The sequence below is a fragment of the Amphritea atlantica genome (assembly GCF_900111095.1).
In the GTDB taxonomy this organism is placed as follows: domain Bacteria; phylum Pseudomonadota; class Gammaproteobacteria; order Pseudomonadales; family Balneatricaceae; genus Amphritea; species Amphritea atlantica.
In genome coordinates this window covers 290764-310383 of sequence record NZ_FOGB01000003.1, presented here as the reverse complement: position 1 = coordinate 310383, position 19620 = coordinate 290764, and the positions used below count along the sequence as shown (strand labels likewise).

The following is a 19620-nucleotide window of genomic DNA, read 5'->3' as shown; positions in this document are numbered from 1 at the left end:
TGAAAGTTCTGATCAGTGCTGGTTATACAGTTGAGAGGTTATTTCAGTTTTACTGTTAACCCCGGTTTTGCAAAAGATATGCTGCAGATGGGTTTTTACCGTTGCCAGACTGCAATCAAGACTGGCGGCGATGGTTTTGTTAGGCAGGCCCTGACTGACCAGCTCGACAACCATGCGCTCTTTAGGGGTGAGCTGGTACTGCTCACAAAAGCTTTCAAACTGGCTATGTTTTGGTGCATCCAGACTCTGTTCCAGTGAAAACTGCATAAACTGATGCAGTTGCTGGGCTTTACGAAGATCTTCACTGCGCATCTCAGGTTGTTGTTTTGAGGTGAACAGGGCAAATCCTGCAATCAGTTTGTTATCAACCCGTAAAAACAGCTCAACAATATCCTGTACGCCCCAGGGGGAGATAAAGTCCCGATAGTAGGGGTGATGATAGCGCTCCTGGCTGTTCACCAGATCGTTCATTTTGACCACCGTAGCGTCAGTTTGCTCAACAAACTGAGTCGGGTGCAGGGGATCCATCTTATAGAAGGTATCCATATACTGCCGGTGCATTGCCGGCTGCAGCTGCCATGTTTTATAGCAGATAGGTTTTCGCTGATTGTCGACCAGATAGGTGACAGCCTTGGATACATTAAGAACCCCGGTCAGGAGCGACAGACATTCATCCTGAAAACTGTACAGACCAGCAGGGTAAATATTGTTGTTTGTTTTCATTACCGGATCTCCTGATTTAAATCAAGAGATTCAGAATACGTCAACTGACCGCCAAAAACAACTTAATATATTAAGTTGTTTTTGGCGGTCTGCGATTTGCGATTGTATTTATTCGTTTAGTATTTGATCAATAAGTGGTTTTCCACTCAATAATCTAACGCTTTGCTTTCAGGGTGCTCCACAGATAGACCGTAATGGACAGGATAATCATTGAGAACAGAGTCAGGCTGATAGGGCGACTGACAAAAATACTCAGATCGCCATCGGCCACGCCCATTGCCTGACGGAAGCGTGTCAGGAATACGGGACCCAGAACCAGACCGAGAATGATCGGCACGGCTGGGATGTCATTTTTACGCAGAATATAGCCAAACACGGCAAAGCCCAGCGCTATCAACGCATCAGAGAACTGATAATTCTGGCTGTAGCTGCCGACAAACCCCAGCACCAGTATAAAAGCGCCGATAAAACGTCCCCGGATACGGGTGAGGTTAACGATCCATTTAGTTGCGAATGTCAGGTAGATAAATACCACGATATTCATCAGGAACAATGAGATATAGAGGCCCGAGATAAACTCCGGACGCTCGGCGAACAGGGTCGGGCCAGGCACATAGTTATGTACCATGAATACAGCCAGAAGCATCGCCATCAGCGCATCTGCTGGGATACCAAATGCCAGCAGAGGAATCATCACAGATGCCGTTACCGCATTGTTGGATGTTTCTGATGCGATAATACCTTCCGGAGCACCATTACCAAACAGTTCAGGAGTTTTGGAAAACTTTTGCGCCAGGGTATAGGAGAAAAACTGCGAACCAAACTCGCCGACACCGGGCAGCAGCCCCATGACAACCCCTAAAGCAGCAGAGCGAAATACGGTGATTTTGTGTTTCATAAGCACAAAAAAACCGCCGAACAGACCCTCTCCCTCAAGTTTGGTGACACTGGAATCGTTGCCACGGGCAGAGAGCAGGACAAATGCCTGAGACATGGCAAACAAGCCGATAACCGCTGGTACCAGTGGAATACCGTTGAGCAGCCATTCCTGATGGAAGGTGTATACCTGAGTGCTGAATGAGCGGTCGAGACCAATGGTGCCGAGAAAGATACCCAGTCCCAGCATCATGGCGGCTTCGATAACATGCCGGCGGTGCGCCAGCACAACAAAGATCATCCCCAGCGCCGAGAGCATGGCGAATTCGGCAGAGCCGAACAGGCGGGCAACCTGAGACAGAACCGGGGCCAGCAATACCAGTGATAAAACACTGATAATGCCACCGACAAAGGATGACGTGTAAGCGATAGACAGGGCTTTCTTTCCCTCGCCCTTTAACGTCATCGGATAACCGTCATAGGTGGTTAACACCGCGACCGGGGTGCCCGGCGTATTCATCAGGATGGCGGGGATTGCACCGCCGTACCAGGCGCCTCCGTATACCCCCAGCAGCAGCGATACGCCGGCCAGTGGTTCCATCGAAAAACTAAGAGGCAACAGGATTGCAATGACACCAGCAGGCTCAAGCCCGGGGATCGAACCGATAGTGACGCCGATGAGTGCGCCGATAACAATAGCCAGCATCACATTGAGTGTGCCAACCTCATTCAAACCTAATAGCAGGGTTTCCATAGCAGAATTACGTCTTAAACTTAAAGGTATTGGTTAGCAAAGTCAGACCAGAGATCCGGTAGCAGGCTGTACAGCCAGACATCCGGCAGCCAGAGACTGACGCCAACACGGAAAATCAACACCATGACTGTCAGTGTACCCAGGGTTGCGAGGAACCAGGTTCGGTCCAGCAGTCTGCACATCCACAAAAGTGTCGTGGTGAATAAAAGAGTTGAGAGTACAAAGCCAAGCACTGACAGAGTGTTGATATAGAGAAAAAACAGAGCCGCCGAGATCAGCGCTGTACGGTAACTGCTCAGGGTGTCAAACAGTGATTCAGTAATATTCCACCGCTTGAGAAAACCGCTTTTTAATGACTCGATCACCCTGACGCTGGTGAATATCGCTAATAGCAAAAGCCCTACAGATGAACCGAACATCGGCTGTAAAAACCAGCCGCGACTTGTATGAATCAAGGGTGCCTGAAAAGGCAGTAAACCCAGCAATATCAGGGACAGAGCAAGGATACACCAGTAAATACCGTAGTGTTTTTCCGGAGTCAGCTCATCTGTGTCAATCTCTGTGGTATTTTTAACCTGACTGCTCATGAGTTTTACCATTATTATTATGGGTTAACAGGGAGAAATACGGCAGCAGGAAAACCTGCCTGCTGCCGTGACTGGTGGGATTACTCTTTCATGTAATCCAGCAAGGACTTAGACGCTTCGTAGTCTTTAGTAACAACCTCTTCTGCGAATTTACCGCCGATCCAGTAGATACCTGCACCGGTCGTCGCACTCAGCTCTTTAACCCGATCGCTGGAAAGAGCTTTCTCAGCAATCTCCGCGATACGCTGTTTAACCGCTTCAGGGGTGCCTTTCTTAACAAACAGACCGTTCCAGGTTGTCTGGCTGATACCGGTTTGTTCGTTTAGTGTTGGGACGTCAGGCGCAATGCTCAGTCGATTACGGGTCAGCGATGCCAGTAATTTAACGTCGCCTGATTTCAGACACGCCAGAATCTGCTGCGTCGTGGTGTTAATGACATCCGCATCGCCATTTGAAAGGGTAGAGCAGTCATTCGAATCAAACGCCGCATTAGAGGAGAATTTTATACCCTCCTGGGCCGCAACTTTAAAGGTGATCGCTGTTGGCAGTGCCTGATAGCCAAAGTGGCCCAGAGATACATCGTGAGTCTGGGAGTATTCGGCCAGCTCCTCAATGTTGTTGTACTTAGAGTCCGCCTTCGTGGCCAGCACAAATGGATAATCCAGGAAGATACCGACAGGCTCAAAGGTATCTTTGTCGTAGGGGGCATTACCTGACAGCAGATGAGTTGTCAGAATATCAATGACAAAAGAACCGATGGTGAGACCATCTGCACGGGCACGGGCGACGTCAGAAGCCCCCACAATACCAGCCCCCCCTGGCTTGTTAACGACGGTGGTTGGCTTGCCGGTTTCTTTTGCCATATCTTCCGCAATGATGCGGGTCAGGATGTCTTCAAGATCACCTGGAGGCCATGGCACTACGAACTTTACCGGACGGTTAGGATAGTCGGAGGCCTCTGCAACTGACCCCATAAATGGAGCGGTTGCAAGCGCAGCCAGAGCACATACCTTTATTATTTTCTTCATGGATATTCCTCGGGAGTTAATCTTAGTTTTGTTTAGTGTGTTTTTTTAATGGAACAATCAATACAGGTATTTCACTGTGATGAATGACTTTCTGAGCGGTTGAGCCCAGAAAAACTCTTGAGACTGAAGAGACTTCCCGATCACCCATGACGATCATGCTGGCATTCAGCCGTGCGGCCGCTTTCAGAATAACCTGGTCAGGTTTTCCGGGGGATACCTGAATCGTGGGCGGATAGGGGAGTTCGAAATCCTCTTCGAGCTCGCTTTTAAGAAACTCTTTAATACGCATGCCGATGCGTATTTTGAAACTCTCGATAAGTTGGTTCTTATGCTTGAGCGAGGCGTTTACCGGCAAGAAATCATCGATAAAATCATCCATTGGCTCAATGGCGTGTAGAAAGACTATCTGCGCGTTGTTATTGATCGCTTGTTTGACTGCCATGCGAAACGCAGGTCGGCTGCCCTCACTGATATCACTGGCGTACAGAATTGTGTTGATCTCAGGTAGCATGATTAATCTTCCCGCTGAATTCCTCTTCTGTCTCATTACAGAGGAAAACTCTGCGACTGAGTATCAACCATAAGGTTGACCGGTTTATTGAGGTGCTGTTTAAAAAAAAGCCTGCAGAGCAGGCTTGTAAAATGTGCTTCATGACGAAGCACTACCGCATTAACTCTGTAAACAGGAGGTTTCTCTGCCCGCCTGTATTCATCGAACTGTTGATAGATCTATTTAATCAGTATTCTGACCCGCACGGCCATCGACCAAAGGGTTGATCTCAGTGTTTGGATATGAGAAGCAAAAAAAAAGAGCTTACCGGGGTAAGCTCTGAAAAATCTTCAAGAAAGAAGAGGTGCTGCCAATACTGTTGACAAGGCTGGAGCCGCGAGCATCCGCCAGTATTGGCAAGCGTCTGCTAAGCCAGTACAACAGACACCGATATTAGGCCAGCATTACTCTCCGATCGATATCGACCAAAGGGTTGAGCCGGGCAGTGCTTCAGTGGTGAACAGAACGCTTTTTAGCTTTGCCTGAGACAGCCCATTGAGAACTGTTTTTTCCCCCGGCGCAGCAGCAGAAAACGGCCATGTAGCGCCAGCCTGGCAGTCATCGCCTGGTCCGCCTCATTGACCACTGAACCGTTCAGTTGAACTGCGCCGGATGAGACAAACTCCCGTGCCTGACGGCGAGATGTCGCCAGCCCTGAACTGACCAGCAGGTCGGTCAGGGTCATCGCCTCAGTGACTTCGCAGGTGGGCAGACCATCTTGTTCCAGCTGTTGCAGCTCTTCCCGCGTAAGTGTATCGACTGAACCGCTGAACAGTGCTTCAGAGATTCGCCGGGCCTGCTCAAGTGAGCGCTCGCCGTGCACCAGACGGGTCATCTGTTCTGCAAGAATGCGCTGAGCCTGCGGTTTTGATTCACTCAACTGGTCGGTTTGCTCTATCTGTTCAATCTCTGTGAGGGGTAAAAAGGTGTAATACCGCAGGAACCGATAGACATCCGCATCTGCGGTGTTGATCCAGAATTGGTAAAAACTGTAGGGTGAGGTTTTTTCCGGGGCCAGCCAGATAGCACCGGATTCTGTTTTACCAAATTTGGTACCATCGGCTTTGGTGATCAGTGGCAGGGTCATCCCGAACACCTGAGCACCATTGAGTCGCCGGGTCAGGTCAATACCGGCAGTGATGTTACCCCACTGATCATTACCGCCGATCTGCAGCGAGCACTCATAGCTGCGGTTAAGCTCGGCAAAATCGTAAGACTGCAGCAAACTGTAGGAAAACTCGGTAAAAGAGATCCCCTGATCCGGGCGTTCAATACGCTGACGCACCGATTCCTTGTTGATCATGGCATTCACCGAGAAATGTTTGCCGATATCACGCAGAAAACTCATGATATCCATGCTGCCCATCCAGTCACGATTATTTGCGATCATGGCTGATTCAGCGCCGCAGTCGAAGTCGATAAAGCGGGCGAGCTGATTACTGATGCTCTGAATCCACTGATCAACCGTTTCAACCGTATTCAGACTTCGTTCTGTGGCTTTAAAACTGGGATCGCCAATCATTCCGGTTGCCCCGCCAATCAGTGCGATAGGCCGGTGTCCTGCCTGTTGAAAACGTTTAAGCATTAACAACGGTACCAGGTGACCAATATGCAGGCTGTCTGCGGTTGGATCAAACCCACAATACAGGGTTCGTGTTTGTTGCAGATGTTCAGTCAGTTTTTCGGCATCGCCGCTTTGCTGGGCGATCAGTCCACGACCTTTAAGGTCGTCAATAAGGTTTATATCGGTCATCGTTTTTGTGTCATAGATATAGGAAAAAGCGGGGGAATCTGCCCCCGCAGAACCACTGGCTGAGGGACTATTTATTGATATTGAGTACCTGCATCTGGGTATATTCCAACATCCCCTCTTCACCAAACTCGACACCAAAGCCGGACATCTTACAGCCGCCAAAGGGCGCGTGGGGCAGTACTTCAGCGTGTCCGTTGATCCACGCGGTGCCACACTCAAGCTGACTGGCGATCTGCGTAGCTTTCTCAATATCTGCGGACCATACTGATCCACCCAGGCCAACAGTGGCAGAGTTCGCCCGGGCCAGAGCATCTTCCACGTCGGTAAAACGAATAACAGGCAGTACCGGGCCAAACTGCTCTTTATCAACGAGAGGGACACCATCGGTAATGTCCGCAACAATGGTTGGCGGATAGAAATAGCCATTGCCTTCCAGTGGTTCGCCGCCGCAGATAATGCGCGCACCGTTGGCTTTTGCATCGTCTACCAGCTCGCTGACGATTCTGAACTGGTTGGCGTTTTGTATCGGGCCGAATGTGGTTCCAGCTTCAAGACCGTTACCAACAATCTGTGCCTGAGCAATCTCAGCCAGCTTGTTACATAGTGCATCATAGATGTCGTCATGCACGTAAAGACGCTTGAGCGCCGCACAGGTCTGTCCCATATTCAGGAATGCGGTCTGGAAGATCCCCTCGGCAATCGCATCAACATCGACATCCGGCAGGACGATGGCGGCATCGTTGCCACCCAGCTCCAGCGTCAGACGTTTAAGGTTGGCTGCGGCACTGCTCATAATCCGCTGTCCGGTAGGGGTTGATCCGGTAAAGACGATTTTACTGATACCCGGATGGCTACTGATCGCGCCGCCAATTTCAGCCTGACCAGTTACCACGTTTACCACGCCTGCAGGCAGGACTTCGTTGATCAGCTCAACCAGTCGCAGGGTGTTCAGTGGCGTATATTCTGATGGTTTGCAGATGACGGTATTACCGGTGCGCAGTGCAGGCATGATGTGCCAGATAGCGATCATCAGTGGCCAGTTCCACGGCGTGATAGAGGCAACAACCCCCAGCGGCTTGTGGTGTGCTTCAATCCGTTTGTGCTCGCTGTCCTCGATAATTTTTACCGGAATAGTCAGGTCTGCATTGTAGCGGGTCCAGGCGACCGCTCCCCCGACTTCTGCCTGAGCCAGAAACATCGGCTTACCCTGCTCCAGAACAATGATCTCCGCCAGCTCATCAGCATTGGCTTCAATCAGATCAGCAATCTTATGCATCAGAGACTGGCGTTCTGCATCGGATGTGTGCTGCCAGGTTTTAAAGGCATGGGTGGCTGCGGCAACGGCCTGATCCAGTTGTTCGACCGACGCGAGAGGGGCAGACACAATAACCTCTTCGGTCGCCGGGTTGATTACGTCAAAGGTGCCTGCTGCGCCAGCAAGTTGTTTACCGTTAATGGTTAATGAAAAAGAGGTCAGCATCTCGGTTCTCCTGGAGATAAGTGAGCCCTGCAAGTGCAGGGCTCTGTTATAGTTATATAGAAATAGCCCGATATTTAGAAAGGAACGATAGCGATAACCTGAGCATAGAGGTTATCGTCGTTGGTGTTCTGAGTAGCATTATCGCTATCAGGGGTATAAACACCGATCAATGGGCTGATGATCAGATGATCATTCACTACCCACTCAGCGTACAGATCCACTTCCTGTCCATCGGAGTTCGCGCCAAAGGAGGTTGAGTTGCTGAAATCAAAGAACAGTGCGCCAACAGACAGCATCTCTGTAGGAGAGGCTTTCAGTGCAACATGCTGGATCTCGGCAGAAGTACCGAATGGACCGGCGTAGTTGGCCGCAACCTCACCCTGGAACCAGGTGCCGTAGCCGCGATTAAATCCGTAAAACAGAGAGTCGAAGTTATCCTCATACTTGGTATAACGGTAGGTCAGTTGTGGAGACCAGGCGACATCAGCAAAGGTCCAGCCAGCTTCGGCATACCAGGCGTTTGCATCGGCAGAGTTGTCGCCCTGAGACTGATCGGCGTATTCAGCTGACAAAAACAGGTTGTCAACGCCAGCATTACCCTGATAACGAACGCTCACTGTTTTCTGGCCGTCGCGTGCACTGTTGCCAACCGCTCCAAGCCCTTCTATGTAAGTCGCACCAAAAGTACCTTTCCCGGTGATGTACTCGACATTCGCGCCTGCCAGTTCCATCTCTGCCTGTGCGGTATTATCAGAGTGCAGATAGAACAGATCGCCACGCAGACCCTCTTCACCACCAATGCGTGCAATCGCAGTTTGATCAAACGCTTTCCGGGCTGCCAGCCAGTATGCGCCCCCACGGTTAGAGTCTGGGAAGACTCCTTCACCCAGGTTCAGGGCGTCGCCGTTGATCAGGAAACCATCACCGATTGAGAAGTTCTGGCGGCCGATTGAAAGGTCAACCATGCCTGCCCGAAACCCGATGTAAGCATCTTCAAGTGCCGTACGGCGTTCGCTACCATCGGTATTACCGCCAGCATCACCGTCACCCCATGTACCGGATGACACAAAGTTGATGCCGCCATAAAGAGAGTTCACATCATCGATAGTCTTGCTGCCGCTAAAGCCTGCTTTGAGGTAACCTTCCTGCCAGTCAGAGCCGTCACCCATTTTACCGAAATAGTTTTCCTGACTGCTAAACGTGCCCACAACTGCTTCGATATCCAGGTTCAGTTCAGAACCGTTGTCACTATACAGGTTATAAGCAGAGGCTGAGCCTGACGCCAGGGCAATCGCTGAGCCCAGGGCTACGGCAGAGAGCTTTTGTTTAAAGTGTTGTGTCATCGACATGATCCTCCGGGGGATTCCTGGTATTTTTTTTATGGCAGCGGAGGTTGCTGAAGGGGGTAGACAACCACATATGCTGCAGCTTTATTCGACCCCTTATTCGATTTAAAAGTAATCAACCGTATGGTTGATATCCCCTGTGGGATGTTATTCCTGTCTTCTGAGCAGGTTGTCTATATTTCAGGTCAGACACTCATGGTGAGTGATGGCTCAACATAAACGGTAAGCCCCATTCTTATGGCACCGCTTTATCGGGTAAAAGCATAGCCATAAAGGGCCTGATGGAATCAGCTATTATAAAACTTAACATGTTAAGTAATTATGTGTATTATGACAGACTAAATTGATTCTAACGGGACACAGCAGCCCGACAACGTTAAAAAGAGATAGCTATGAAATTAGATCTGAAAGATTCCTCGTTGCTGAAGACTCAGGCGTTTATTGGCGGGCAGTGGCTTGATGGCGATGCGGGTGAAACCTTCTCGGTTTTGAATCCGGCCACCGGTGATGTTGTTGCCGATGTGGCCAGTGTCGGGCAAGCTGAGACTGCCCGGGCGATTGCGCTGGCTGATGCTGCCATGCTGGAGTGGAAAGCCCGCCCGGCAGGGCAGCGCTCTGAGATACTGGAACGCTGGCATGCTCTGATTATCGACAATATCGATGATCTGGCCGCGATTATGACCATCGAGCAGGGCAAGCCGGTTTTCGAATCTAAAGGCGAGGTACTTTACGGAGCGTCCTACCTGAAATGGTTTGCCGAAGAGGGCAAGCGTGTTTATGGTGACGTTCTGCCTTCTGCCAGTGATCGTCGTAGCATCGTTATCAAGCAGCCTGTCGGTGTTGTGGCGGCGATTACGCCATGGAACTTTCCCAATGCGATGATCACCCGTAAAGCGGCTCCTGCACTGGCTGCTGGTTGTGCCATCGTCCTGAAACCGGCAGCAGAAACACCTCTGTCTGCACTGGCGCTGGCGGAACTGGCGAAGCGCGCGGGCCTGCCTGCGGGTCTGTTCAGCGTTCTGCCAAGCTCACGTTCTTCATCCGTGGGTGGTGAGATGACCTCTAACCCGACGGTTAAAAAGCTGACCTTTACCGGTTCTACTCCGGTGGGCAAACTGCTGATGAAGCAGTGTGCCGATACCGTTAAGCGCACCTCTATGGAGCTGGGTGGCAATGCACCGGTCATTATCTTCGATGATGCGGATCTGGATCTGGCGGTCCAGGGTGCTCTGGCATCCAAATACCGTAATTCCGGACAGACCTGTATCTGTGCCAACCGGCTGCTGGTGCAGGAGGGGATCTATGATGCCTTCGTGGAAAAGTTTGCCGCGGCGGTGAAAGAGTTCCGTCTGGGTTATGGTTTTGATGCGGATACAACTCACGGACCTGTTGTGTCTAAGAAAGCGTTGGGTGATATCGATGCGATTGTCAGGAATGCGGTGGAGCAGGGGGCTAATGTCGTTACCGGTGGTCAGCCTTCAGAACTGGGTAACTGCTTCTACGAGCCAACCGTACTGACCAACGTAAATGACGCGATGAGTATCTTCTCTGAAGAGATCTTTGGCCCGGTGGCGCCGGTGTTTAAGTTCAGCACCGAGGAGCAGGCGATTGCGATGGCCAACGATACTGAGTTTGGTCTGGCGGCCTATCTGTATACTGAAAATGTCGGTCGTATCTGGCGGGTGTCAGAGGGGATCGAGTATGGCATGGTGGGCGTCAATGAAACGGCGATCAGCTCCGAGGTGATCCCTTTCGGTGGGGTGAAGGAATCGGGTCAGGGTCGTGAAGGTTCTAAATATGGTCTGGATGACTATCTGGAAACCAAGTATATCTGTATCGGCGGTTTACAGCGTTAATACGGTCGTTTATTGATTCGGTTGAAAAGTGGCTATGTCGCCACTTTTTCAGCTGAATCAGTCTTCAGCTGAATCAGTTTATCCCCTGAGGTTTCAGTCAGCGTGGCCTTCGAGTTCAGTGAGCTCCCTGAGCAAGCGGGTGAGCTGTTCGAGTTTTTCCGCTCCGTACTGCTCGGTAAACGCCCGGTAGCGTGAATCAACATCAGGACTAAGACGCTCAAACAGATTCAGAGCCTTGTCTGTGAGGCTTAGCAGCGTACGTCGCTGATCCTCTTCTGATTTTTTCCGTTTGATATAGCCCTGTTGCTCAAGGCGTTTGATAATGCCTGTCAGGCTTGGGCTGAGAATACAGCAATGCTCGGCTAACTGTTTCGATTCAAGTTCCTCATAGGCTTTGAGTGCTCTGAGAACACGCCATTGCTGCTCAGTAATATTGTTTTCCTGAAGCAGTGGACGAAAATATGCCATTGTCGCTTCCCGGGCTTTGAGTAGTTGCAGTGGCAGAGAGTCTTCGAATTTACGCATATGAGATTCTTAATATCTAAAGTATTTGTCTTATTCTTACGATTCAGCAGTGCTGATGCAAATGTTTTTTTAGCCGCGTGACACTAGCCTATTTTTTCCAGCGTATATAACCATGAATCAGCAGGGTAATGATGACCAGTGCCCCCCCCTGAAGCGCTGCCAGACTGGGCTCTTCACCGATAAACAACCACACCAGCAGTGGTCCGGAAGCTGTTTCCAGCAACATCAGCATACCCACTTCTGCTGCAGAAATACGCGTAGGACCTAAGGTAATCAGGACAAAAGCGGTGGGTACAACGATAACACACAATAACAGCATCCAGCCCCAATCGGCACCGGTCAGTGCCAGCGGTGAGGCAAAGAAAAGACTGGTAAGGCTGACCAGCAGACCTGAAGTGATCAGTGCCGGGGTCATATTCCGATGTTTTACGGCGCGGTCGTTAACAAACTTAGCCGCGAGAGCGATACCACAAAAGAGTGCCATCAGGTCCCCTTCGAGGTTTGGACTGGACCAGGAGTCTTTCATGACCCAGCCGATGCCCAGCATGGAGATCACTATCGCGATCCAGGTAATGGGCGCAGAGCGCTCACCAATAAACAGCCGCGCGATAATCGCTGCAAACAGAGGCTGGGCACTGATGATAACCAGGACATTGGCCACCGAGGTGTGATGAACCGCGGTGACAAAGAGTATTGAACAGATACTGTAAAACAGTGCTGAACGGATGCTGGCCCAGTCGCGATAAAAGAGCGGTTTTCCCGGGTAACGGTAGCGACACCAGAGAGCGACCATCAGAGCCAGCAGCAGGCCGCGCCAGAACAGCAGACTAAATGGTTCAGCCTGAATCAGCCTGATCAGCAGGGCATCAAAGCTCAGTACCAGCACGCCCAGAGAGGTGAGCAGGAGTCCTTTCAGGTATTCAGTATTCATCAGAGTCCTTCACCAGGTGAGTGTTGTTTTGTTTATGTCTGGCACCGACAGGGTCAGGCATTGTAACGATATTATTGTTAAAGGTCAGCGTTACTGATGGAGAAAACAGTACGGAAGTACCATAGAGCTTCCGCTTCATCCTCCTACACTTGATAGAGAATAATCAGGAGCGTTGAGATGAAAAAAATAACTAGAGGGTTAGTACTGTTTATTGCCCTGTGCGTCCCCATGGCACCGACCGTCGCGGCGGGCTTGAGCGAGGGAACCAGGCAGATCTATCTGCTGCAGAAAGATGGTACTGAGCAGTCTATTGGCGAGCTGGTGTTCAGCGCCACCCCGGCGGGGGCGTTCAGTTATAAGATGACTCTGGACCATCATCTGTTTAAAGATTACTTTCTCTCCATGAAAGAGATGAAGTGCCTGGAAGGGCCAGAACTCTGGTGTTTTATCCCTTACCCATATGAACAGCCCAGAACCGTCACTGCGGATGATCTCAGATGGCTGGAGCATGACCTGCTATTTATGTTTAAGAAGCCGGAAGCCTTTGGTGCCAATTTCTGGAACGGCATCTACTACAAAATGAAGTTAACCGATGAAGGTATTCGCGGTACTGCAAAGGCACTGGATCTCAATCTCCTGGCTTCGCCTCCCGATGATCTCTCTCAGCCGCCAGTGGGTGAGTATGATATAGATACGGCTGATCTGGAGAAACGCTGGTTGCCTTTTATCGAGATACGCTGACCGCTCTTTTTTGATCTGATATTAAGATACAATGCCCGGAATTCAACGCAGAGTGATTTCGGGTCATGGTTAAAGCACAGCATCCAGAGGGCAAACAGACGGCCCGGTTCCATCCTGACAACCCCCATCAGGGCCGCTATGATTTTGACCGGCTTTGTCAGGTTTGCCAGGAGCTCAGTCCCTATGTCTCGGTTAACCGGTTTGGCAGTCAGACAATCGATTTTCATGACGCTGATGCGGTTAAGGCGCTGAATAAAGCGTTGCTGATGCAGTGTTATGGCATCAGCTTCTGGGATATTCCCGCAGGCTATCTGTGTCCGCCCATTCCCGGGCGCGCTGATTATATCCATCATCTGTCAGATCTGCTGGCGACCGATAATGGGGGGATTGTGCCAAAGGGCCGCAAAATAACCGGACTGGATATCGGTGTAGGTGCTAACGGTATCTATCCCATTATTGGTTGTCGCACCTTTGGCTGGCAGTTTGTTGGCACTGATATAGATCCGATAGCTGTGAATACTGTAAATCTGATGGTTCAGACAAATCCAACTCTGCGGGGGCAGATAGAGTGTCGCTTACAAACAGACTCCCGGAATATTTTCAGACAGGTGATCAAGCCAGCGGATCGTTTTGATTTTACCCTTTGCAACCCGCCCTTCCATAGCTCCCCTCAGGCGGCAGAAGCTGGCAACCGGCGCAAACTGCGCAACCTCGGTAAACCCGCCTCCAGTGCTAAACTCAATTTTGGCGGGCAGAGTAATGAGTTGTGGTGTGACGGAGGTGAACTGGCTTTTCTGAAGCGAATGATTACTCAGAGCCGGGAATATTCACAGCAGTGTTATCTATTCAGTGCCCTGGTCTCCAAACACGAAAACATTATCCAGCTTAAGCGGGTATTAAAGAATAGCGGTGCGCGACGGGTGAGGGTGGTCAATATGTCGCAGGGGATGAAGGTCAGTCGATTGTTGAGCTGGACCTTTCTGCCTGAAGCTGAGCAGCTTTACTGGCGCGAGTTACACTGGGGCGATAAATAGACTATCGCCCTCAGCGGTATGGTTATCGGTTGCAGCGATCAGATTCGCGGTTGAAATTTACAAGTTTCAGTTGCAGGTAATAACCCTAGTGCTGTTGTTGTTGAAGCAGTTTTGCCGTGTTTTCTAACTCCTCCATATAATTAAGCAGATCCTCCGTAAGAATATCCGGATGTGCGTTAAGAAGGTGTCTGAGAGTTTCTAAGGGCGCAGGTGAACCCTGTTGTAAATTGTTGGTTATTGCTAGTAGCAGAGAGGTGAGCACCTCGAGACTTTTTACGCGTGACTCCAGGTTATATCCATCCACATTCAATCCCCCTTGGATTGCCATAAAAAACGACAACCACCTTCCCGGTAAGCTGTCTCCTGACGTATGAGTAAAGTCTAGTCAAAAATCCCAGAGTTTGGAGCGTAAATCATGAGATGTTTTCACGTGCAATTTAACTGGAGTAGTCTACTCATGAGGCAGCAGCGTCTGCGCCATCAGCTCTCTACTGAGTTGCCCTAACGTTACGATCGCTTTTTCCAGTGCCGGATTGGAACTGTTAACGCAACAGATCCGCATAAAGTTGCGGTATTTACCTGAAGCGGAGAACAACGTTCCCGGGGCGATACTGATGCCCCGTGCCTTTGCCCGGGTGTTCAGTTCATTGGAGTCAACCTGCTCAGGCAGTTCAACCCAGAGGAGGTAACCTCCCTGAGGGTAACTGATACGGGTGCCTTCCGGCATCTCCCGCTTTAACCAGCCGATCACCGCATCGCGGTCACGTTGATAATCCCGGCGAACCCGGCGCAGATGTTTTTCGTAATACCCCTGCGCGATGAATTCGGCCACCGCCATCTGGGTCAGCTTAGGGGTAGACAGACTGGAGAGGTATTTAACCATCATTATATGTTCCCGATAGCGTCCGGGGGAGATCCAGCCGACCCGTATGCCGGGTGCGATAGACTTGGAAAACGAGGAACAGAGGATCACCCGCCCCTGGGTATCAAAGGATTTAATGGTTCTCGGCCGGGGCAGGGTGTAACTGAGATCACCGTACACATCATCCTCAATCAGCGGCACATCATAGCGGTTCAGCAGTTCCAGCAGGCGGATTTTATTCTGGTCCGGCATTGAATAGCCCAGTGGGTTATTGTTGGTCGGCGTCAGCAGGCAGGCTTTTATTGGCCATTGTTCAAACGCCATTTCCAGTGCTTCAAGGGAGATACCGGTTTCAGGATGTGTGGGAATTTCCAGCGCTTTTACGCCGTTGATTTTAATCGCCTGAACCGAACCAAAGAAGCTGGGTGAATCAACTACCACAATATCGCCCGGTTCTGTCACCGCTCTCAGACTGCAGGACAGCGCTTCCTGACATCCTGAGGTGATAATGATCTCATCCGGGTGGATCCGGCAACCGGAGTCCACCATCACCCGGGCGATCTGATGGCGCAGCAGGTCAGAGCCTGCGGCATGCTCATAATCAAGCACATTGCGGTTGGCACTGCGGCTGAGTTCCGCCATGAGTCTTGTTAAGGGTTTCAGGGTGGCGGCATGAGTGTCAGGTAGCGCCAGGCTCAGCTTAGTGGTTTCCTGGCTGCCGTACTCATTGATCATATGTTGGAGTTTCTGCCATTGGGCAACCACCAGGGGTTGCGATGCCGGACTGCTGGTGGCTGGCAGTTCGGGTGGAGCCTGACGTAGTAAAACGTAATAACCCGATTTGGGGCGGGACTCAATAACGCCGTCATCAATGAGCAGTCCATAGGCTTCCTGCACGGTAGAGATACTGACGCCATGTTCCTGACTTAATCCTCTGACAGAGGGCAGTTTGTCTCCCTCGTGGTAATAACCGAGATCGATACGATCTTTAAGGGTTGTGGCAACTTGTTCATACAGTTTCATCAGAATGGTCCCATACAGTGTAAAAAGCAGTACAGATTATTGCGTTTAAACCAATACAGATAAGGAGTTTTCGAATCTGTATTGTGTTTTTAAAATTATTATTGAATCTGTAATGGTATCAGATATGTCCATAAACTGAAGCTCTGAATATGGAGGGCTTTACAATGTTTAAGATTCTTCTCCGGTTAAAGCAATACCGGCAAACCTATTACAGCAGACGCCTGCTCAGGCAACTGGATGACCGGGCGCTCAGTGATATCGGCGTAACCCGCTCGGAAGCAATGAGGGAAGCGCGCAGACCTTTCTGGGATTGTAAAACCGATGAGCTGAAAGACGATAATCAGTCTGTGCTGGTCGCTTACAGCGTTGTATCACTGACGTTGGTCGCCGGGTTGGGGCTGACCTTTTATCTGAGTTTTTAATGGCTTAACGATTAATATACTGGCAGGGCAGGGTAAAACAGAACTATGCTGTAAGGACACCATAAAATAACAACCGGAGGTGCCCGTGTTCCAGGAATTTTATCCTTTACGTTTACAGGACAATTGTGAAGTTGAGCATCTGCTCAGCCCTGAAGTCAGTCAGGAACCGATCAGTCTTCGCAGTCCTGCCAGTGAAGTTATGACCGATTTTAGTCAGACCGAGCCGATCACCGTAACCGAGGGCGTCTCCGTAGATGATGCTCTTGAACGGATGAAAAGCCAGCATGTGCGAATGCTGTTTGTTATCACGCTGGCAGGTCGGTTTGTGGGGGTTATCAGTGCCCAGGATATTGCCGGCAGCAAAGTGATCGTTTATATGCAAAACCACGGTGTCGCCCGGAATGAGGTGGCCGTAGGCCATATTATGCTGCACAAACAATACCTGCGTTCACTGACCTTTGATCAGATTCGTCACTCCCGCATCGGCGATATCATGCTGACACTGAAAAACTCCGGGGATCAGCATCTGCTGGTGGTCGATGAAACCGAACTGGGAATCAGACGTGTCCGGGGTATCATCTCAGCCAGCGATATCTCCCGTAAACTCAAGGTTGGATTTGAGATTATGTATGAAGCAAAGTCCTTCGCGGAGATAGAAAAAATTATAACGCAGGGCGGAGAAATGGTGGTTTGATTATAAGTGTAAAATTTATTTTCAGAAGCCGCTAAATTCACTTTACAGCTGAGACGTTTTAACTATACTGCGCGTTTTCTAATGGAGCTAACCCTCCTCTTGTCCGCCGGAGACACCGGCAGGAGTACAGGTAAAAATAGTGATGAAACTTCCGGATCATATCTCTGCTGAAAAATGGGCTCGCCTGAAAGCAGCGGCCGATCAGTATCAGACTCCATTCCAGTTAATCGATCTGCAAACCGTTGCAGAGAAGTATCAGGAACTGAAGAACGGATTTGACTTTGCCTCGATCTACTATGCGGTAAAAGCTAATCCACATCCTCAGATAGTGGGTCTGTTGGCGGGACTGGGTTCAAGCTTTGATATCGCTTCTATTTATGAACTGGATCAGGTGTTGTCGCATGGTGTCACTCCTGACCGGATCAGTTACGGAAACACGATTAAAAAGCGTGAAGATATTCGCTATTTTTACGATAAAGGTGTGCGCCTGTTTGCCACAGACTCAGAAGCTGACCTTGAAAATATTGCCCAATACGCACCGGGTGCGCGGATCTATATCCGTATTCAGACCGAGGGTGCGGAAGGTGCTGACTGGCCGTTGTCCCGTAAGTTTGGCTGCAACCCGGATATGGCGCTGGACCTGGCTATTCTGGCGAAGAAACTGGGATTGGAGCCTTATGGCATCTCTTTCCATGTCGGCTCACAGCAGCGCCTGATCGATGTCTGGGATGCGGCTATCGCGAAGGTGAAGGTGATCTTCGAACGGCTGCGCAGTGAGTGTGATATTGAACTGCGTATGATCAATATGGGTGGTGGATTTCCGGCGCAATATCTGACCAAAGCGAACGATTTTTCTGTTTATTGTGAAGAGATCACCCGTTATCTGATGGAAGATTTCGGTGATAACCCGCCGCAGATTATTCTGGAACCGGGTCGTTCCCTGGTGGGTGACAGCGGCTTGCTGGTCAGCGAGGTTGTGCTGATCTCCCGTAAATCTCATACCGCACTGAACCGTTGGGTTTACACCGATGTAGGATTGTTTAATGGCCTTATCGAGACCCTGGGTGAAGCGATCAAGTTTCCTCTGGAAACTGAGCGCGACGGCGAGTGCGAAGAGGTAGTACTGGCGGGGCCAACCTGTGACAGTATGGATATCATGTATGAAAACTATAAGTATGAGCTGCCGCTTTCCTTAGAGATTGGTGACCGGCTCTACTGGTTTTCTACCGGGGCGTATACAACCAGTTACAGTTCGGTTGAATTCAACGGTTTTCCTCCACTGAAGTGCTACTGCATCTGATCTTTGAATTTTTAAACCCGCTTCGGCGGGTTTTTTTATGTTCAATTGATTTATCTACACAGAATGAGAACCGATCCTTCAGCTAGGTCTCCCGCTTGTGTTATAAGTGAGGCTTAACACCTATCTGTCATGGAGTTGCGAATGAAAAATGCCAACCTTCTTCAAACCCGAATTGACGCTCTGCTCAACGTCCTCTCTGAAGATGTGCTGATCCTGAGCCAGCAGGGTACGATCATTTTCTCTTCGCATAATGATTCAGCCATCCCCTGGGGAGGCGCGGATGAACTGACGGGTAAACAGCTGACGGACATCTTCCCCGGGGAGATCGCTTCGCAGCTTCAGGGAATGATTGATAAGTCTCTGGGGTTGAATCAACTGATGGTTAAAGAGGTGTTGTTTGACCCGACCGAGTTCATCTATCTGCAACAGCAGGGTATGGTGGAATCCTGTTGGGTTGAGATTCGTATGGCTCCTTCGTCCGGTGATGAGCCCAGTGTGGTCTGTCGGATAGAAGATATCAGTCGGCGAAAAATGGCTCAGCGGGAATCCTCTCAGATACAAAGAGATCTGCTTACCGGTATGTACAACCGTCGGGCGCTGATGCCGGTGCTGGCTCAGTCAATTGCTCAGGCGGTCCGTTATGACTGGGTCTGTAGCCTGATGCTGATTGATGTGGACAGCCTGCGGCTGATTAATGATCAGCGGGGCTGGGACGTGGGTGACCAGATTCTGAAACGCCTGGCAGAATCGCTCAACAGTCTCAAACGCACTGCCGACTTTCTCGCCCGGGTTGGTGAAGATGGCTTCGCTATACTGCTGCCAGAAACCAATGCGGAGCAGGGGATTCTGGCCGCCGAGCGGGTACGCAATATGGTGTCAGATCTGTCCGCACCCAATTCGGGAACTGATATCGCTTTTACTGTAAGCATTGGTGTCGCCACGCTGACGGGTGAGGACGATAGCGCTGAATCGATGTTTAACCGGGCTGAGAGTAGTCTGCAAATATGCAAGCAGCAGGGGGGAAACCAGATCAGTGGCAGTGAGTGATCCTGTTAGCATTCACAGGAGGGGCGACTGAGTCAGGAGAAGAAGGCAGTGTATCTGCCCTCTGTTGGTCATCAATGGCATGGGTATT

Annotated in this window: 18 protein-coding genes; 7 read left to right on the top strand and 11 right to left on the bottom strand. The window is 50.4% G+C overall.

Annotated features, from left to right (window positions below; translation table 11 throughout):
• Nucleotides 1-12: 12 nt before the first annotated feature.
• The 8 genes from BMY09_RS07405 to BMY09_RS07370 all read right to left on the bottom strand — a co-directional run bounded on the left by BMY09_RS07405 (nt 13) and on the right by BMY09_RS07370 (nt 9094).
• Complete coding sequence (locus BMY09_RS07405; protein WP_091356033.1) at nt 13-723, bottom strand: response regulator transcription factor; 711 nt, start codon at nt 721-723, stop codon at nt 13-15.
• A gap of 154 nt (nt 724-877) precedes the next feature.
• On the bottom strand, nt 878-2353 hold the full coding sequence (locus tag BMY09_RS07400; protein ID WP_091356030.1) for a tripartite tricarboxylate transporter permease: 1476 nt from the start codon (nt 2351-2353) through the stop codon (nt 878-880).
• Between the two features lie 20 nt (nt 2354-2373).
• The gene (locus BMY09_RS07395) at nt 2374-2940 is read right to left on the bottom strand and encodes a hypothetical protein (protein ID WP_245756522.1); all 567 of its coding nucleotides are present in this window, start codon (nt 2938-2940) and stop codon (nt 2374-2376) included.
• An 80-nt stretch (nt 2941-3020) separates the two neighbouring features.
• Nucleotides 3021-3968: a tripartite tricarboxylate transporter substrate binding protein gene (locus BMY09_RS07390; protein ID WP_091356028.1), complete on the bottom strand. Its 948-nt coding sequence runs from the start codon at nt 3966-3968 to the stop codon at nt 3021-3023.
• 22 nt (nt 3969-3990) lie between these two features.
• Entirely contained in the window at nt 3991-4479 is a 489-nt protein-coding gene (locus tag BMY09_RS07385) for a universal stress protein (protein ID WP_091356026.1), read from the bottom strand.
• A 511-nt stretch (nt 4480-4990) separates the two neighbouring features.
• Nucleotides 4991-6271, bottom strand: coding sequence for a tyrosine--tRNA ligase (gene tyrS, locus BMY09_RS07380; protein ID WP_091356023.1), 1281 nt, complete (start codon nt 6269-6271; stop codon nt 4991-4993).
• 67 nt (nt 6272-6338) lie between these two features.
• Nucleotides 6339-7751, bottom strand: a complete 1413-nt coding sequence (locus BMY09_RS07375; protein WP_091356020.1) for an aldehyde dehydrogenase family protein — start codon at nt 7749-7751, stop codon at nt 6339-6341.
• Nucleotides 7752-7825: 74 nt separating this feature from the next.
• Nucleotides 7826-9094, bottom strand: a complete 1269-nt coding sequence (locus tag BMY09_RS07370; protein ID WP_091356259.1) for an alginate export family protein — start codon at nt 9092-9094, stop codon at nt 7826-7828.
• Nucleotides 9095-9489: 395 nt separating this feature from the next.
• Between BMY09_RS07370 and BMY09_RS07365 the strand changes: the two genes are divergently transcribed.
• Nucleotides 9490-10953, top strand: a complete 1464-nt coding sequence (locus BMY09_RS07365; RefSeq protein ID WP_091356017.1) for a succinate-semialdehyde dehydrogenase — start codon at nt 9490-9492, stop codon at nt 10951-10953.
• A gap of 93 nt (nt 10954-11046) precedes the next feature.
• Here BMY09_RS07365 and hpaR read toward each other — a convergent pair whose 3' ends face one another.
• A complete protein-coding gene (hpaR, locus tag BMY09_RS07360) occupies nt 11047-11478 on the bottom strand; it encodes a homoprotocatechuate degradation operon regulator HpaR (protein ID WP_091356014.1) in 432 nt (143 codons plus the stop codon).
• An 88-nt stretch (nt 11479-11566) separates the two neighbouring features.
• Nucleotides 11567-12409 (bottom strand): DMT family transporter, encoded by an 843-nt coding sequence (locus BMY09_RS07355; RefSeq protein WP_091356011.1) that lies wholly within the window; start codon nt 12407-12409, stop codon nt 11567-11569.
• A gap of 177 nt (nt 12410-12586) precedes the next feature.
• On the opposite strand from BMY09_RS07355, the gene BMY09_RS07350 reads away from it, so the two are divergent.
• Together BMY09_RS07350 and rlmF are read left to right on the top strand one after the other, a co-directional pair.
• Nucleotides 12587-13150, top strand: coding sequence for a hypothetical protein (locus tag BMY09_RS07350; RefSeq protein ID WP_091356007.1), 564 nt, complete (start codon nt 12587-12589; stop codon nt 13148-13150).
• 65 nt (nt 13151-13215) lie between these two features.
• Entirely contained in the window at nt 13216-14184 is a 969-nt protein-coding gene (gene rlmF / locus BMY09_RS07345; protein ID WP_091356004.1) for a 23S rRNA (adenine(1618)-N(6))-methyltransferase RlmF, read from the top strand.
• 451 nt (nt 14185-14635) lie between these two features.
• On the opposite strand, the gene BMY09_RS07335 is transcribed toward rlmF, so the two are convergent.
• On the bottom strand, nt 14636-16069 hold the full coding sequence (locus BMY09_RS07335) for an aminotransferase-like domain-containing protein (protein ID WP_091355998.1): 1434 nt from the start codon (nt 16067-16069) through the stop codon (nt 14636-14638).
• A gap of 164 nt (nt 16070-16233) precedes the next feature.
• Between BMY09_RS07335 and BMY09_RS07330 the strand changes: the two genes are divergently transcribed.
• From BMY09_RS07330 to BMY09_RS07315, 4 genes are all read left to right on the top strand, one after another.
• Nucleotides 16234-16491, top strand: coding sequence for a DUF1127 domain-containing protein (locus BMY09_RS07330; RefSeq protein ID WP_245756521.1), 258 nt, complete (start codon nt 16234-16236; stop codon nt 16489-16491).
• A gap of 85 nt (nt 16492-16576) precedes the next feature.
• Nucleotides 16577-17185, top strand: coding sequence for a CBS domain-containing protein (locus BMY09_RS07325; protein ID WP_091355993.1), 609 nt, complete (start codon nt 16577-16579; stop codon nt 17183-17185).
• 142 nt (nt 17186-17327) lie between these two features.
• The gene (locus BMY09_RS07320) at nt 17328-18485 is read left to right on the top strand and encodes a type III PLP-dependent enzyme (RefSeq protein ID WP_205210285.1); all 1158 of its coding nucleotides are present in this window, start codon (nt 17328-17330) and stop codon (nt 18483-18485) included.
• Between the two features lie 141 nt (nt 18486-18626).
• Nucleotides 18627-19532: a sensor domain-containing diguanylate cyclase gene (locus BMY09_RS07315; RefSeq protein WP_175483464.1), complete on the top strand. Its 906-nt coding sequence runs from the start codon at nt 18627-18629 to the stop codon at nt 19530-19532.
• Nucleotides 19533-19620: the final 88 nt, after the last annotated feature.

Bases quoted from the DNA above. Each gene is read 5' to 3' on its own strand.
- hpaR (WP_091356014.1), bottom strand. From the start codon at position 11,478: ATGCGTAAATTCGAAGACTCTCTGCCACTGCAACTACTCAAAGCCCGG.
- tyrS (WP_091356023.1), bottom strand. From the start codon at position 6,271: ATGACCGATATAAACCTTATTGACGACCTTAAAGGTCGTGGACTGATC.
- BMY09_RS07385 (WP_091356026.1), bottom strand. From the start codon at position 4,479: ATGCTACCTGAGATCAACACAATTCTGTACGCCAGTGATATCAGTGAG.
- BMY09_RS07355 (WP_091356011.1), bottom strand. From the start codon at position 12,409: ATGAATACTGAATACCTGAAAGGACTCCTGCTCACCTCTCTGGGCGTG.
- rlmF (WP_091356004.1), top strand. From the start codon at position 13,216: ATGGTTAAAGCACAGCATCCAGAGGGCAAACAGACGGCCCGGTTCCAT.
- BMY09_RS07400 (WP_091356030.1), bottom strand. From the start codon at position 2,353: ATGGAAACCCTGCTATTAGGTTTGAATGAGGTTGGCACACTCAATGTG.
- BMY09_RS07315 (WP_175483464.1), top strand. From the start codon at position 18,627: ATGAAAAATGCCAACCTTCTTCAAACCCGAATTGACGCTCTGCTCAAC.
- BMY09_RS07370 (WP_091356259.1), bottom strand. From the start codon at position 9,094: ATGACACAACACTTTAAACAAAAGCTCTCTGCCGTAGCCCTGGGCTCA.
- BMY09_RS07395 (WP_245756522.1), bottom strand. From the start codon at position 2,940: ATGAGCAGTCAGGTTAAAAATACCACAGAGATTGACACAGATGAGCTG.
- BMY09_RS07390 (WP_091356028.1), bottom strand. From the start codon at position 3,968: ATGAAGAAAATAATAAAGGTATGTGCTCTGGCTGCGCTTGCAACCGCT.
- BMY09_RS07405 (WP_091356033.1), bottom strand. From the start codon at position 723: ATGAAAACAAACAACAATATTTACCCTGCTGGTCTGTACAGTTTTCAG.
- BMY09_RS07335 (WP_091355998.1), bottom strand. From the start codon at position 16,069: ATGAAACTGTATGAACAAGTTGCCACAACCCTTAAAGATCGTATCGAT.
- BMY09_RS07320 (WP_205210285.1), top strand. From the start codon at position 17,328: ATGAAACTTCCGGATCATATCTCTGCTGAAAAATGGGCTCGCCTGAAA.
- BMY09_RS07350 (WP_091356007.1), top strand. From the start codon at position 12,587: ATGAAAAAAATAACTAGAGGGTTAGTACTGTTTATTGCCCTGTGCGTC.
- BMY09_RS07375 (WP_091356020.1), bottom strand. From the start codon at position 7,751: ATGCTGACCTCTTTTTCATTAACCATTAACGGTAAACAACTTGCTGGC.
- BMY09_RS07365 (WP_091356017.1), top strand. From the start codon at position 9,490: ATGAAATTAGATCTGAAAGATTCCTCGTTGCTGAAGACTCAGGCGTTT.
- BMY09_RS07330 (WP_245756521.1), top strand. From the start codon at position 16,234: ATGTTTAAGATTCTTCTCCGGTTAAAGCAATACCGGCAAACCTATTAC.